Raw genomic sequence first — 12,216 nt, 5'->3', positions numbered from 1 at the left:
CCCCGGCCCGGGGAGCGCCCCCGGGAACGGCCCGGGGAGCCGCCTCGGGGACCGCCCGGGAACCACCTGAGGACCGCCCCTCGGGAACGGTCCCGGGAACGGCCCCGGGGGTGACATTCGGCTACGCGCGTAGATATGCTCCCCTGGTGACCATGCCCACCACAGTTCCCGCATATGGCGCGGACGCGGCCGAGCGACTGGCGTCGATGGCGGATGTGACCGCCACCGACGGTGCGCTGCGCCGCTTCCTGCACGGCCTGCCGGGCGTCGACGCGGTCGGCCTGCAGGCCCGTGCCGCCGCGCTCGGCACCCGCTCGATCAAGACCACGGCGAAGGCGTACGCCATCGACCTGGCCATCTCCATGATCGACCTGACGACCCTGGAGGGCGCGGACACCCCGGGCAAGGTCCGGGCGCTGTGCGCCAAGGGGGTCAGCCCCGACCCGACCGACCGCTCCGTCCCCAAGGTCGCGGCGATCTGCGTCTACTCCGACATGGTGGCCACCGCCAAGCAGGCCCTGGCCGAGGCCGGCGGGCCGGAGGTCCATGTGGCCTCCGTGGCGACCGCCTTCCCCTCCGGGCGCGCGGCGCTCGCCGTCAAGCTCGCCGACACCCGGGAGGCCGTGGCCGCCGGCGCCGACGAGATCGACATGGTGATCGACCGCGGCGCCTTCCTGTCCGGTCGCTATCTCCAGGTCTTCGAGGAGATCCGGCAGGTCAAGGAGGCGTGCCGGCGCGCGGACGGCAGCGGCACCGCAGCCCACCTCAAGGTCATCTTCGAGACCGGCGAGCTGCAGACCTACGACAATGTGCGCCGCGCCTCCTGGCTGGCGATGCTCGCGGGCGCCGACTTCATCAAGACCTCCACCGGCAAGGTCGCGGTCAACGCGACGCCCCCCGTCACCCTCCTCATGCTGGAGGCGGTCCGCGACTTCCGCGACACGACCGGGGTGCAGGTCGGGGTGAAGCCCGCGGGCGGCATCCGCACCTCCAAGGACGCCATCAAGTACCTAGTGCTGGTCAACGAGACGCTGGGCGCCGACTGGCTGACCGCCGACTGGTTCCGCTTCGGCGCCTCCAGCCTCCTCAACGACCTGCTGATGCAGCGCCAGAAGCTGAGCACCGGACGGTACTCCGGTCCCGACTACGTGACGGTGGACTGAGGCTGCCATGACCAATCCAGCCATGACGAATCCAGCCATGACGAACGCATTCGAATACGCGCCCGCACCGGAGTCCCGCTCCGTCGTCGAGATCGCCTCCTCCTACGGGCTTTTCATCGACGGCGAGTTCGCCGGGGCCGCCGACGGCAAGGTCTTCAAGACCGTCTCCCCCTCCTCCGAGGAGACGCTGTCCGAGGTCGCCCAGGCGGGCGCCGAGGACGTGGACCGCGCGGTCAAGGCGGCCCGCAAGGCCTTCGGGAAGTGGTCGGCGCTGCCCGGCGCCGAGCGCGCCAAGTACCTCTTCCGCATCGCCCGCATCATCCAGGAGCGCTCGCGCGAGCTGGCCGTCCTGGAGTCGCTGGACAACGGCAAGCCGATCCGCGAGTCGCGCGACGTCGACCTCCCCCTGGTCGCCGCGCACTTCTTCTACTACGCGGGCTGGGCCGACAAGCTGCAGTACGCCGGCTACGGGGCCAACCCGAAGCCGCTGGGCGTCGCGGGCCAGGTCATCCCCTGGAACTTCCCGCTCCTGATGCTCGCGTGGAAGATCGCCCCCGCCCTCGCCGCGGGCAACACGGTCGTCCTCAAGCCCGCCGAGACCACCCCCCTGTCCGCCCTCTTCTTCGCGGACGTCTGCCGCCAGGCCGGGCTCCCCAAGGGCGTCGTCAACATCATCACCGGCGACGGCTCCACGGGCGCGGAGCTGGTGGCCCACCCCGGGATCGACAAGGTCGCCTTCACCGGCTCCACCGAGGTCGGCAAGGCCATCGCCCGCAGCGTCGCCGGTACGGAGAAGAAGGTCACCCTCGAACTGGGCGGCAAAGCGGCCAACATCGTCTTCGACGACGCGCCGATCGACCAGGCCGTCGAGGGCATCGTGGGCGGCATCTTCTTCAACCAGGGCCACGTGTGCTGCGCGGGCTCCCGCCTCCTGGTCCAGGAGTCGATCCAGGACGAGCTGCTGGACGCGCTCAAGCGCCGTATGCGCACGCTCAGGGTCGGCGACCCGCTGGACAAGAACACCGACATCGGCGCGATCAACTCGGCCGAGCAGCTGGCCCGGATCCGTACCCTCGCGGACGCCGGGGAGGCCGAGGGCGCCGAGCGCTGGGCCCCGGAGTGCGAGCTGCCCTCCTCGGGCTACTGGTTCGCGCCCACCCTGTTCACCGGCGTCACCCAGGCCCACCGCATCGCGCGCGAGGAGATCTTCGGCCCGGTGCTCTCCGTCCTCACCTTCCGCACCCCGGAAGAGGCGGTCGCGAAGGCCAACAACACCCCGTACGGGCTGTCCGCCGGCATCTGGACCGAGAAGGGCTCGCGCATCCTGTGGATGGCGAGCAAGCTCCGCGCGGGTGTGGTGTGGTCCAACACCTTCAACAAGTTCGACCCGGCCTCTCCGTTCGGCGGCTACAAGGAGTCCGGTTACGGTCGCGAGGGCGGCCGCCACGGCCTGGAGGCGTACCTCTCCGGAGCAGCCGAGCCGACGAGCGAGCGCAGGGGGTACCTCCCGCCGAAGGCAGGGGGAGAGTGAGAAGGGGAGCGCGACCAATGAAGGTGTCTGACAAGAACGAGAAGACGGACAAGCACGCTGAGCGCCTGGGCGTGCTCAAGACCTACAAGCTGTTCGTCGGGGGCAAGTTCCCCCGGTCCGAGAGCGGGCGGGTGTACGAGGTGACCACAGCGACATCAGCCGCTGGCGCGGCGGGGAAGGGCACGTGGCTCGCCAACGCGCCGCTCTCCTCCCGCAAGGACGCCCGCGACGCGGTCGTCGCCGCCCGCAAGGCGTTCGGCGGCTGGTCGGGGGCCACGGCCTACAACCGCGGCCAGATCCTGTACCGCGTCGCGGAGATGCTGGAGGGCCGCCGCGAGCAGTTCGCGCGGGAGATCGGCGACGCGGAGGGTCTGGGCAGGTCCAAGGCCGCCGCCGTCGTGGACGCCGCGATCGACCGCTGGGTCTGGTACGCGGGCTGGTCCGACAAGGTCGCCCAGATCGCCGGGGCCGCCAACCCGGTCGCGGGCCCGTACTTCAACCTCTCCACGCCCGAGCCGACCGGTGTGGTGGCCGTTCTGGCGCCCCAGGACTCGTCGTTCCTCGGGCTGGTGTCCGTGATCGCCCCGGCGATCGTCACCGGCAACACGGCGGTCGTCGTGGCGAGCGAGCGCGCCCCGCTCCCGGCCCTCTCCCTCGGCGAGGTGCTGGCCACCTCCGACCTCCCGGGCGGCGTGGTCAACGTCCTCTCCGGCCGCACGGCCGAGATCGCCACCCCGCTCGCCGCCCACCAGGACGTCAACGCGATCGACCTCGCGGGCGCGGACGCGGAGTTGGCCCGCTCACTGGAGGAGTCCGCCGCGGACAACCTCAAGCGCGTCCTGCGTCCACAGCCTGTGGACTGGTCGGCCGACCCGGGCACGGCCCGGCTGCTGGCCTTCCTGGAGACGAAGACGGTGTGGCACCCGATGGGCGTTTAGCGCCGACGAACGCCGCGCGTCCGCCGGGGGAACACCACACGACCCGAGGGGTCCCTCCGGCGGCGCCATGCCTCACACTGGTGTCCCGTGACCATTCCTCCCATACCCGCCCGCGTCGTCCTGCTGTCCGGCCCCTCCGGCTCCGGAAAGTCGTCCCTGGCGGCCCGCGCCGGCCTGCCCGTGCTCAATCTGGACGACTTCTACAAGGGGGGCGACGACCCCTCGCTGCCGCAGCTCCCGGGCGGGGCGGGCGCCGACTGGGACTCCCCGCTGTCATGGGACGCGGACGCCGCGGTCGCGGCGATCGAGGCGCTGTGCCGTACGTCACGTACGACGGTTCCGGTGTACGACATCGCCACCAGTGCCCGCGTCGGCGCCGAGCCGCTGGCCATCGGCCGTTCGCCGCTGTTCGTCGCCGAGGGGATCTTCGCCGCCGACATCATCGAGCGCTGCCGCGCGCTCGGCGTGCTCGCCGACGCCCTGTGTCTGCGCGGCCGCCCCTCCACCACCTTCCGCCGCCGGCTGCTGCGCGATCTGCGGGAGGGGCGCAAGTCCGCGCCCTATCTGCTGCGGCGGGGCTGGCGGCTGATGCGCGCGGAGCGCGGCATCGTGGCACGGCAGTCGGCGCTCGGGGCGTATCCGTGCGGGAAGGGCGAAGCATTGGACCGGATCGCGGCGGCCGCATGGGCCGGCCGGTTCAGCGCGAGGCCCGCGGAGTCGGCGCCGAGGAGCGCCTCGACCGGTGCCCCGTGAGCCGGGTCCCCGTCACCGTGTCGGCTTCTTCGAAAAGACGCAGTCCTCTTCGTCATCGACGTCGATGACGTACCTCAGCCCCAGGCCGCCCCCGTCCCCGTCGCGGGACGAATTCCAGCCCGTACAAGGCCTTCTTGTGCTTGAGGTCCAGGGATTCCGGGGCGTCTCCGTCAACGCCTTCGTAGAGGAACCACTCGCCGCCCCCGGACAACCGCCGGAAGTCGCGTCCGTGGTCCACGAACTCGTACGCGAACCGATCGAAGCGGAAGGTGCCGTCTTCGGCCACATCGATCGTCGCCCCGCAGTCGCCGTTCCAGTGGCCGACCAGCTGGCGTTCGGTGACGGTTCCCGTATAGGGATCCGCCGGTGCGCCGCACGCCGCGACCAGGGGAAGCGTGAGTGCGGCACAGGCCACCCACGGTCTTCTGAGGTAAGGCCCCATCGACGCCAACTCCTTGCTCCGTCACGGCCGCGCGTCGGCCGCGACAGAGTACTTCGCCCCCGGGCGGGCAGCGGAAAGCGGGCCCGGACAGACCCCCCGGCCGTCCGGACCCGCGCTTTCCCCCGTGCTCCCCCGTACTTCCCCCGTGCTACCGGCGCTCCCCCGAACGCCGGCCCCCGTGGTCCCCCCGCTTTCCCCCGTGTCCCCCGTTCATCCTCAGGCGACGAGCTCGCCGAAGGACTCCTCCTCGTCCCGGCCGAAGCTGAGGGCCTCGTCCTCGCGCAGCCGGCGCAGCGAGCGCCAGATGCCGCTTTTGACCGTTCCGACACTGATGTTGAGAATGTCCGCGATTTCCGGGTCCGTCCGGCCCTCGTAGTAGCGCAGCACCAGCATGGTGCGCTGCAGCTCGGGCAGCCGGGCCAGGGCCTGCCACAGCACGGCGCGCAGCTCGGTGCCGCGCATCGCGTCGTGGTCGCCCGCCGTCTCCGGCAGCTCCTCCGTCGGGTACTCGTTGAGCTTGCGCCGACGCCAGGCGCTGATGTGCAGATTCGTCATGGTGCGGCGCAGATAGCCGCCGACCGCCGCCTTGTCACTGATCCGGTCCCAGGCCCGGTAGGTCGAGAACAGCGCGCTCTGGAGCAGGTCCTCGGCCTCGAACCGGTCGCCGGTCAGGTGGTAGGCGGTGGCGTACAGGGAGGCGCGGCGCTCTTGGACGTAGGCGGTGAACTCCACCTCCGACGCCTCGCACCGCTCCCCCGATGCCTCCCTGTACGAGCTTCCCCCGCTTCCTCCGCGTTCCCCCTGGTCCGCGGAGCCCCCCTGGTCCCTGGAGCCGGCCGGCTCCACGGTTCCCCCCGGGCCCGCGTTCCCCCCGTGGGCCCCTGTGTACGCGTCAATGGCCACCATGAAAGGAGGCCGCTGACGCCCGGCGCCGCGAGCGCACCCCCGCCCGCTCACGGCACCGGACTTCTCGTTGCTCCGGCCGGCGTCGTGGAGGCGCGTGCGAATGACTGCGCTGGCGTTATTGAAGTGCAGTGTGTTCATCTCGCGCCCCCCGTCGGTAGAGCTTGCTCGGTTCCGTCGTGCTTCCCGGGCCGTCGTTCCTCCCGGTGCCCAAAAGATTGCCGGGCCAGTTTCATGGCCCTGTCTGCCGACTGTCACAGGCTCGTCACAGGGGCAGGGGGCGAATGAACCTCCTGACCGCCTGACGGTCGAACTACAGGCCCCTTGTAGGCCAGAATGACCAACGTGCCTTTCCTTCTGCTGATCGAGGACGACGACGCCATCCGCACGGCCCTCGAACTCTCGCTGTCCCGCCAGGGCCACCGCGTGGCGACGGCGGCGACCGGCGAGGACGGCCTGAAACTGCTGCGCGAGCAGCGGCCGGATCTGATCGTGCTGGATGTGATGCTGCCCGGCATCGACGGCTTCGAGGTGTGCCGCCGCATCCGGCGCACCGACCAGCTGCCGATCATCCTGCTGACCGCGCGGAGCGATGACATCGACGTCGTGGTCGGTCTTGAGTCGGGCGCGGACGACTATGTGGTCAAGCCGGTGCAGGGGCGGGTGCTCGACGCCCGGATCCGCGCGGTGCTGCGCCGCGGCGAGCGGGAGGCCAATGACTCGGCGTCGTTCGGCTCCCTGGTCATCGACCGGGCGGCCATGACCGTGACCAAGAACGGCCAGGACCTGCAGCTCACCCCGACCGAGCTGCGGCTGCTGCTGGAGCTGAGCCGCCGGCCGGGGCAGGCGCTGTCGCGGCAGCAGCTGCTGCGGCTGGTGTGGGAGCACGACTATCTCGGTGACTCCCGGCTCGTGGACGCATGCGTACAGCGACTGCGCGCGAAGGTGGAGGACGTACCGTCGTCGCCGACGCTGATCCGTACGGTGCGCGGGGTCGGATACCGGCTGGACACGCCACAGTGAGCGAGAAGCCCAGCCGGGCGCGCGGCTGGGCCGCGGGGCTGTTGCGGTGGCTCAGTCTGCGGCTGCGGCTGATGCTCGTCTTCGGTCTGGTGGCGCTGGCGGCCGCCGTGTCGGCGTCGGCGATCGCGTACTGGCTGAATCGTGACGCGGTGCTCACGCGCACCCAGGACGCCGCGCTCGACGACTTCAGCAAGTCGCTGAAGGAGGCCACGGACCCGCTGCCGGCCGTGCCGACCTGTCCCGAACTGCAAGACGCCGCGGATCGGATGGCGAACAACACCCAGAAGTACGAGGTGCTGCTGATCGCCCGGACCGAGGGCAGCGGCCCGTGCACCGCGGCCTCCGCGGACGATCTGCTGACGCTGAAGACGGTGCCGGAGGCGCTGCGGAGCGCGGTGGACAAAAAACGCGCCGTCGCGGGCTCCAATACCTCCCCGTACCACCTCTACTGGCAGCGGATCACGCTGAAGGGCACCCCGTACCTGATCGGCGGGGCCCGGGTGAACGGCGGCGGGCCGACCGGCTACATGCTCAAGTCCCTGGAGACCGAGCGCCAGGACCTCAACTCCCTGGCCTGGTCCCTGGGCATCGCCACCGCCCTGGCGCTGATCGGCTCCGCCCTGCTCGCACAGGCCGCCGCGGCCACCGTGCTGCGGCCGGTGCAGCGGCTGGGGGAGGCGGCGCACCGGCTGGGCGAGGGGCACCTCGACACCCGGCTCGAAGTCTCCGGCACCGATGAGCTCGCCAATCTCTCCCGTACCTTCAACCGGGCCGCGGAGCGGCTGGAGAAGCGGGTGGAGGAGCTGAGCGCCCGGGAGGCGGCCAGCCGTCGCTTCGTCGCGGACATGTCGCACGAACTGCGGACCCCGCTCACCGCGATCACGGCGGTGACGGAGGTGCTGGAGGAGGAGACCGACGCGCTCGACCCGATGATCGCCCCGGCGGTGCAGCTGGTGGTGAGCGAGACGCGGCGGCTGAACGACCTGGTGGAGAACCTGATGGAGGTGACCCGCTTCGACGCGGGCACGGCACGGCTGGTCCTGGACGACGTCGATGTCGCCGACCAGGTGACGGCGTGCATCGACGCCCGGGCCTGGCTGGACGCGGTGGAGCTCGACGCGGAGCGCGGCATCGTGGCCCGGCTCGACCCCCGGCGGCTGGACGTCATCCTCGCCAACCTGATCGGGAACGCCCTCAAGCACGGCGGCTCGCCGGTCCGGGTCTCGGTGCGGCCCGTGGACGACGATCTGCTGATCCGGGTCCGGGACCACGGCCCGGGCATCCCCGAGGATGTGCTTCCGCATGTCTTCGACCGCTTCTACAAGGCCAGCGCCTCCCGGCCCCGGTCGGAGGGCAGCGGCCTCGGCCTGTCGATCGCGCTGGAGAACGCGCATATCCACGGCGGCGAGATCACCGCGGACAACTCCCCCGACGGCGGAGCCGTCTTCACCCTGCGGCTGCCCATGGACGCCTCGCGGCTGAGCGGACCGGACCAGGGCGACGGCAAGGACGGCGGCCAGGACAACACCCAGCACACCGGTCAGGACGGCCCGGACGAGGGGAGCGAGCGATGAGGCGGCGAGCGGCGGGGGCGCTGCTCGGAGCGGTGGCGCTGCTGGCTTCCGGATGCGGTATCCGCGGTACGTCGGTGCCGGTGGACGCGGGCCCCGCCCCCTCGCGCGCGTCGTGCCAGGCGCCCGACCCGGGCCGCTCGGCCGAGGGAGCGGGCCGGGTCACCGTACGGGTCTATCTGATCTGCACCTCGCGAATCCTCTCGGTGAGCCGCTCCGCGCGGCTGACGGACGAGAAGACGCCCGAGCCGCTGCAGGTCGCCCGCGCGCTGCTGGACCAGTTGCAGGAGCAGCCCTCGTTCGCCGAGGAGGAGGCGGGGTTCTCCACCGCGGTGGAGGACTGGGTGCGGATCTCCGGACCGGCCAAGGGCGACCCGGACGGCGCGCTGCGGCTGAACCGGCTGCCGGAGGAGCTGCAGTCCTACGCGCTCGCGCAGCTCGTCTGCACATACGCGGAGACCACCGTGGCGGACTCCAGGCACCGGGTGGTGCTCGGCGGCCCGGACGCCGACCGGGACCCGCTCAAGCGGTACGAGTGCACGGAGGAGATGCGCCGCCATCCCGAGATCGCGGCCAATTCCGGCGTGCTGGTCTCCTGACGCCCTGCTTCCCCCCGCTCTCCCGCCGCGTTCCCCGCTCCTGGCCGACTCACCGGTAACCCGTTTCTCACCAGCGCGGCTCCGGCGGAACCGCGACCCCCGCAACAGGCGTCCATAAGAGGCGTGCAGGGTCATGGTTCCGGCCGCCGCAGGGCCGCCTTCCGCTTCCGCGCCGCGGGATTCGTCCTTCTCGCCGCACATCTGTCGTATGTGTGCTGGCTGACCCTGCGCCCCCTGACCGCGCCGTGGGTGACCGCCGTCACCCTGGAGCCGCTGGCCACCATCCGCGCCGATCTGGCGCTCGGCCCGTGGGAGGCCACCCGCAGCATCGGCGGCGGGCTGCTGCTGCTCGCTCCGCTGGGCGTGCTGCTGCCGCTGGCGGGGGGCCGGGTGACGGCCTACCCGCTCGCCTCGTTCGTCCGGACGGTCTTCACCGGCGCGATGATCTCCCTGACGATGGCGCTGGTGCACAGCGAGCTCACCGGCCAGATCATGAACGTCGACACGGTGCTGCTCAACACGGCTGGCGTCGCGCTCGCGCACCTCGCGGTGGTCCCCGCCGCCCGGGGTTGGCTCCGGCGGCGGGCGGACCGGAGGCGGGCCGCCGCGCTGCCCCGGGACGAGGGGGACGAGGGCCTGGAAGGGGAGCGGGACGGCAGCGTTCAGGCCCTGGCCCGTTCCATCCACAGCGTGGGGGTCGCGCCGTAGCGCGGCACAGCGCGCGGCGGGGCCCGCACACCCGATCCGGGTGTGCGGGCCCCGTCTTCTGCCCGGCGGTACGGGTTCTGCCCGGCGGTACGGGGTCAGCCCAGCAGACCGCCCGGCAGACCGGCCGGCAGACCGCCGGTCTTCAGGGCGTTGGGGGGGAGGGGAAGGTTGTCCAACACGGTCTTGCCGTTGGGGCCGGGCTGACCCGGCCGCGCGGCCGGACCCTGAGGTGCGGGCGCGGGACCCTGCCCGGCGACCGCCTTCGCCTGCCCGGCGCCCATGCCGGCGCCCACGGGCCCGGCCGGGGCGCCCGCGACCGCAGCCGCGGTCCCGCCTCCGGCAATGACGGCGACCGCACCGAGGGCAATGGCGCCGAGGGTCTTGATGGTTCCCTGCTTCATCAGAAATCTGTCCTTGAGACGGGGGCTTGACCGGTACGGCAACGTAGCCAGGGATTTCGACCTCCCGCAAACCGGGAAATACGCCCTCCGCTTGCCATCCGGCCGTTTATCCCGGCCCGCTTCCCGCTCTGCGGGATCAGCCGCCTTCGACGCCAGACTCCCTGATCAGAGGCGATGCGGAGGCCATCTGACGGAACAGCCATTCGGATTTCAATTCGGCATACCCGGGCTTGATCACGTCATTGATCATCGCCAGACGTTCATCAAAAGGAATGAACGCCGATTTCATTGCATTGACCGTAAACCATTGCATGTCGTCGAGCGTGTAGTGGAACGTCGAAACGAGGTGCTCGAATTCGTCACTCATGCTCGTGCCGCTCATCAGACGATTATCCGTATTCACGGTCGCCCGGAATTGCAGCCGGCGCAGCAGCCCGATGGGGTGCTCGGCGTACGAGCGGGCCGCGCCCGTCTGGAGGTTCGAGGTCGGGCACAGCTCCAGCGGGATGCGCTTGTCCCGGACGTACGAGGCGAGCCGGCCGAGGGTCACGCTCCCGTCGTCCGCCACCTGGATGTCGTCGATGATGCGGACGCCGTGGCCGAGCCGGTCGGCGCCGCACCACTGGAGCGCCTGCCAGATGGAGGGCAGCCCGAAGGCCTCGCCCGCGTGGATCGTGAAGTGGTTGTTCTCCCGCTTGAGGTATTCGAAGGCGTCGAGGTGGCGGGTGGGCGGGTAGCCGGCCTCGGCGCCCGCGATGTCGAAGCCGACGACGCCCCGGTCGCGGTAGCCGTTGGCGAGTTCGGCGATCTCCAGCGCGCGGGCGGCGTGGCGCATCGCGGTGAGCAGGGCGCCGACGCGGATACGCAGGCCCTTCTCCCGGGCCCGCCGCTCCCCCTCGCGGAAGCCCTCGTTGACCGCCTCGACGACCTGCTCCAGGGTCAGCCCCCGGGTCAGGTGCTGTTCGGGGGCGTAGCGCACCTCCGCGTAGACGACCCCGTCCTCGGCAAGGTCCTCGGCGCACTCGGCGGCGACCCGGAACAGCGCGTCGCGGGTCTGCATGACGGCGCAGGTGTGCGCGAAGGTCTCGAGGTAGAGCTCGAGCGAACCGGAGTCGGCGGCCTCCCGGAACCAGCGGCCGAGCTCCGCCGGATCGCTCTTCGGTAGCGCGTCATAGCCCGTCTCACGGGCGAGGTCGACGACGGTGGCGGGGCGCAGCCCGCCGTCGAGGTGGTCGTGCAGCAGTACCTTCGGGGCACGGCGGATCTGCTCGGGGGTGGGGCGGTCGTGGTACTCGCTCGTCATCTGCGCACCATACCCCTACGCGCGTAGATCACGGTCGATAGATATGCAACAGTGACCCGCACGAGTGGTGGAGTACACCGCTCCTTCTGCGATCGTGTCGCCATGGCTCAGCAAGCGTTGCCCGAGCGGGGCGCCCGGCTGGGGCGGCCGAGAGGCGCGGCCGCCGCCCAAGAGACCGTGCACGGTGTGGTGTTGCTGCTCCCCGGGGGCCCGGAGACCGGCACCGGACGGCCCTCGCGGCTGTCGGTGGCCGCGGTGCTGCCCCTGGCCCGGCGGCTGGTACGGGCCGGCCGCTCCGAAGGGCTGACCGCCCATGTCGTCCACTACCGCCACCGCGGCTGGAACGACACCGCCGACCCCGCCGCGGACGCCGGGTGGGCGGCGGACGAGGCGGTCCGGCGCTACGGCGATGTGCCGGTGTGCCTCGTCGGCCACGGCATGGGCGCCCGCGCCGCCCTGCGGGCCGCCGGGCACGACGCCGTCGCCTCGGTGGTCGCGCTGTCCCCGTGGCTGCCGCCGCCCGAGTCCGCGCTGGAACCCGAGCCGGTGAAGCAGCTCGTCGGGCGGCAGGTGCTGATCGTCCACGGGACGAACGACCAGCGGGCCGACCCCGAGATGTCGTACCGGCTCGCGGAGCGGGCCAAGAAGGCCAACCGGGACGTGTGCCGCTTCGAGGTCCACGCGGAGGGACACGGCCTGCACCACCACCGCTCCGAAGTGCAGGCGCTGACCGCCGACTTCCTGCTCGGCTCGCTGTTCGCCCACGGCTTCTCCCGCCCGGTCGTGGACGCCCTCGCGGCCCCGCCCCCACTGGGGCTGCGCATGCCGCTGGCGGCGGGGTTCGGCTCGACGCTGCCGCGCTGAGCCCCGGCCGGGCGGGC

General features: G+C 71.6%; 13 protein-coding genes. 9 read left to right on the top strand and 4 right to left on the bottom strand.

Annotation, left to right across the window (positions count from 1 at the left end; translation table 11 throughout):
- The first annotated feature begins 152 nt into the window (after positions 1-152).
- The 4 genes from deoC to ACFZDL_RS19200 all read left to right on the top strand — a co-directional run bounded on the left by deoC (position 153) and on the right by ACFZDL_RS19200 (position 4,385).
- Positions 153-1,163, top strand: a complete 1,011-nt coding sequence (deoC, locus tag ACFZDL_RS19215) for a deoxyribose-phosphate aldolase (protein WP_353588197.1) — start codon at positions 153-155, stop codon at positions 1,161-1,163.
- Between the two features lie 37 nt (positions 1,164-1,200).
- Positions 1,201-2,694, top strand: coding sequence for an aldehyde dehydrogenase family protein (locus ACFZDL_RS19210; protein WP_353588199.1), 1,494 nt, complete (start codon positions 1,201-1,203; stop codon positions 2,692-2,694).
- A 17-nt stretch (positions 2,695-2,711) separates the two neighbouring features.
- The gene (locus tag ACFZDL_RS19205; RefSeq protein WP_353588201.1) at positions 2,712-3,632 is read left to right on the top strand and encodes an aldehyde dehydrogenase family protein; all 921 of its coding nucleotides are present in this window, start codon (positions 2,712-2,714) and stop codon (positions 3,630-3,632) included.
- A gap of 87 nt (positions 3,633-3,719) precedes the next feature.
- A complete protein-coding gene (locus ACFZDL_RS19200; protein ID WP_353588203.1) occupies positions 3,720-4,385 on the top strand; it encodes an ATP-binding protein in 666 nt (221 codons plus the stop codon).
- Positions 4,386-4,437: 52 nt separating this feature from the next.
- Here ACFZDL_RS19200 and ACFZDL_RS19195 read toward each other — a convergent pair whose 3' ends face one another.
- Together ACFZDL_RS19195 and ACFZDL_RS19190 are read right to left on the bottom strand one after the other, a co-directional pair.
- Positions 4,438-4,827 carry a hypothetical protein gene (locus ACFZDL_RS19195; RefSeq protein ID WP_353588204.1) on the bottom strand — a complete coding sequence of 130 codons (390 nt, stop codon included), beginning with the start codon at positions 4,825-4,827 and terminating at the stop codon, positions 4,438-4,440.
- Between the two features lie 216 nt (positions 4,828-5,043).
- Positions 5,044-5,871 carry a SigE family RNA polymerase sigma factor gene (locus tag ACFZDL_RS19190; protein ID WP_353588206.1) on the bottom strand — a complete coding sequence of 276 codons (828 nt, stop codon included), beginning with the start codon at positions 5,869-5,871 and terminating at the stop codon, positions 5,044-5,046.
- Positions 5,872-6,075: 204 nt separating this feature from the next.
- Between ACFZDL_RS19190 and afsQ1 the strand changes: the two genes are divergently transcribed.
- From afsQ1 to ACFZDL_RS19170, 4 genes are all read left to right on the top strand, one after another.
- Entirely contained in the window at positions 6,076-6,753 is a 678-nt protein-coding gene (afsQ1, locus tag ACFZDL_RS19185) for a two-component system response regulator AfsQ1 (RefSeq protein WP_179285670.1), read from the top strand.
- On the top strand, positions 6,651-8,327 hold the full coding sequence (locus ACFZDL_RS19180) for a HAMP domain-containing sensor histidine kinase (RefSeq protein ID WP_353588208.1): 1,677 nt from the start codon (positions 6,651-6,653) through the stop codon (positions 8,325-8,327). Before afsQ1 ends, ACFZDL_RS19180 begins: the two co-directional genes overlap by 103 nt.
- Complete coding sequence (locus tag ACFZDL_RS19175) at positions 8,324-8,923, top strand: hypothetical protein (protein ID WP_353588210.1); 600 nt, start codon at positions 8,324-8,326, stop codon at positions 8,921-8,923. The genes ACFZDL_RS19180 and ACFZDL_RS19175 overlap by 4 nt, the downstream gene beginning before the upstream one ends.
- A 123-nt stretch (positions 8,924-9,046) precedes the next feature.
- Positions 9,047-9,631: a VanZ family protein gene (locus ACFZDL_RS19170; RefSeq protein WP_353588212.1), complete on the top strand. Its 585-nt coding sequence runs from the start codon at positions 9,047-9,049 to the stop codon at positions 9,629-9,631.
- A 95-nt stretch (positions 9,632-9,726) separates the two neighbouring features.
- Here the strand turns inward: ACFZDL_RS19170 and ACFZDL_RS19165 are convergent, their stop codons facing one another.
- Positions 9,727-10,032: a hypothetical protein gene (locus ACFZDL_RS19165; RefSeq protein WP_353588213.1), complete on the bottom strand. Its 306-nt coding sequence runs from the start codon at positions 10,030-10,032 to the stop codon at positions 9,727-9,729.
- A 136-nt stretch (positions 10,033-10,168) separates the two neighbouring features.
- Positions 10,169-11,335, bottom strand: coding sequence for an adenosine deaminase (locus ACFZDL_RS19160; RefSeq protein WP_353588215.1), 1,167 nt, complete (start codon positions 11,333-11,335; stop codon positions 10,169-10,171).
- 102 nt (positions 11,336-11,437) lie between these two features.
- Here ACFZDL_RS19160 and ACFZDL_RS19155 point away from each other — a divergent pair, with 102 nt between their 5' ends.
- Complete coding sequence (locus ACFZDL_RS19155) at positions 11,438-12,199, top strand: alpha/beta hydrolase (protein WP_353588217.1); 762 nt, start codon at positions 11,438-11,440, stop codon at positions 12,197-12,199.
- The last annotated feature ends 17 nt before the right edge of the window (positions 12,200-12,216 follow it).

Origin of the sequence: Streptomyces sp. NPDC007917 (genome assembly GCF_042959105.1) — a bacterium.
GTDB lineage: Bacteria > Actinomycetota > Actinomycetes > Streptomycetales > Streptomycetaceae > Streptomyces.
The sequence above is the reverse complement of the archived record's forward strand: the minus strand, read 5'-3'. Positions and strand labels throughout refer to the sequence as shown.

Excerpts from the sequence above, each read along its gene's own strand:
- deoC (WP_353588197.1), top strand. The coding sequence starts at position 153 with ATGCCCACCACAGTTCCCGCATATGGCGCGGACGCGGCCGAGCGACTG.
- ACFZDL_RS19210 (WP_353588199.1), top strand. The coding sequence starts at position 1,201 with ATGACGAACGCATTCGAATACGCGCCCGCACCGGAGTCCCGCTCCGTC.
- ACFZDL_RS19205 (WP_353588201.1), top strand. The coding sequence starts at position 2,712 with ATGAAGGTGTCTGACAAGAACGAGAAGACGGACAAGCACGCTGAGCGC.
- ACFZDL_RS19195 (WP_353588204.1), bottom strand. The coding sequence starts at position 4,827 with ATGGGGCCTTACCTCAGAAGACCGTGGGTGGCCTGTGCCGCACTCACG.
- ACFZDL_RS19190 (WP_353588206.1), bottom strand. The coding sequence starts at position 5,871 with ATGAACACACTGCACTTCAATAACGCCAGCGCAGTCATTCGCACGCGC.
- ACFZDL_RS19180 (WP_353588208.1), top strand. The coding sequence starts at position 6,651 with ATGCGTACAGCGACTGCGCGCGAAGGTGGAGGACGTACCGTCGTCGCC.
- ACFZDL_RS19175 (WP_353588210.1), top strand. The coding sequence starts at position 8,324 with ATGAGGCGGCGAGCGGCGGGGGCGCTGCTCGGAGCGGTGGCGCTGCTG.
- ACFZDL_RS19165 (WP_353588213.1), bottom strand. The coding sequence starts at position 10,032 with ATGAAGCAGGGAACCATCAAGACCCTCGGCGCCATTGCCCTCGGTGCG.
- ACFZDL_RS19160 (WP_353588215.1), bottom strand. The coding sequence starts at position 11,335 with ATGACGAGCGAGTACCACGACCGCCCCACCCCCGAGCAGATCCGCCGT.
- ACFZDL_RS19155 (WP_353588217.1), top strand. The coding sequence starts at position 11,438 with ATGGCTCAGCAAGCGTTGCCCGAGCGGGGCGCCCGGCTGGGGCGGCCG.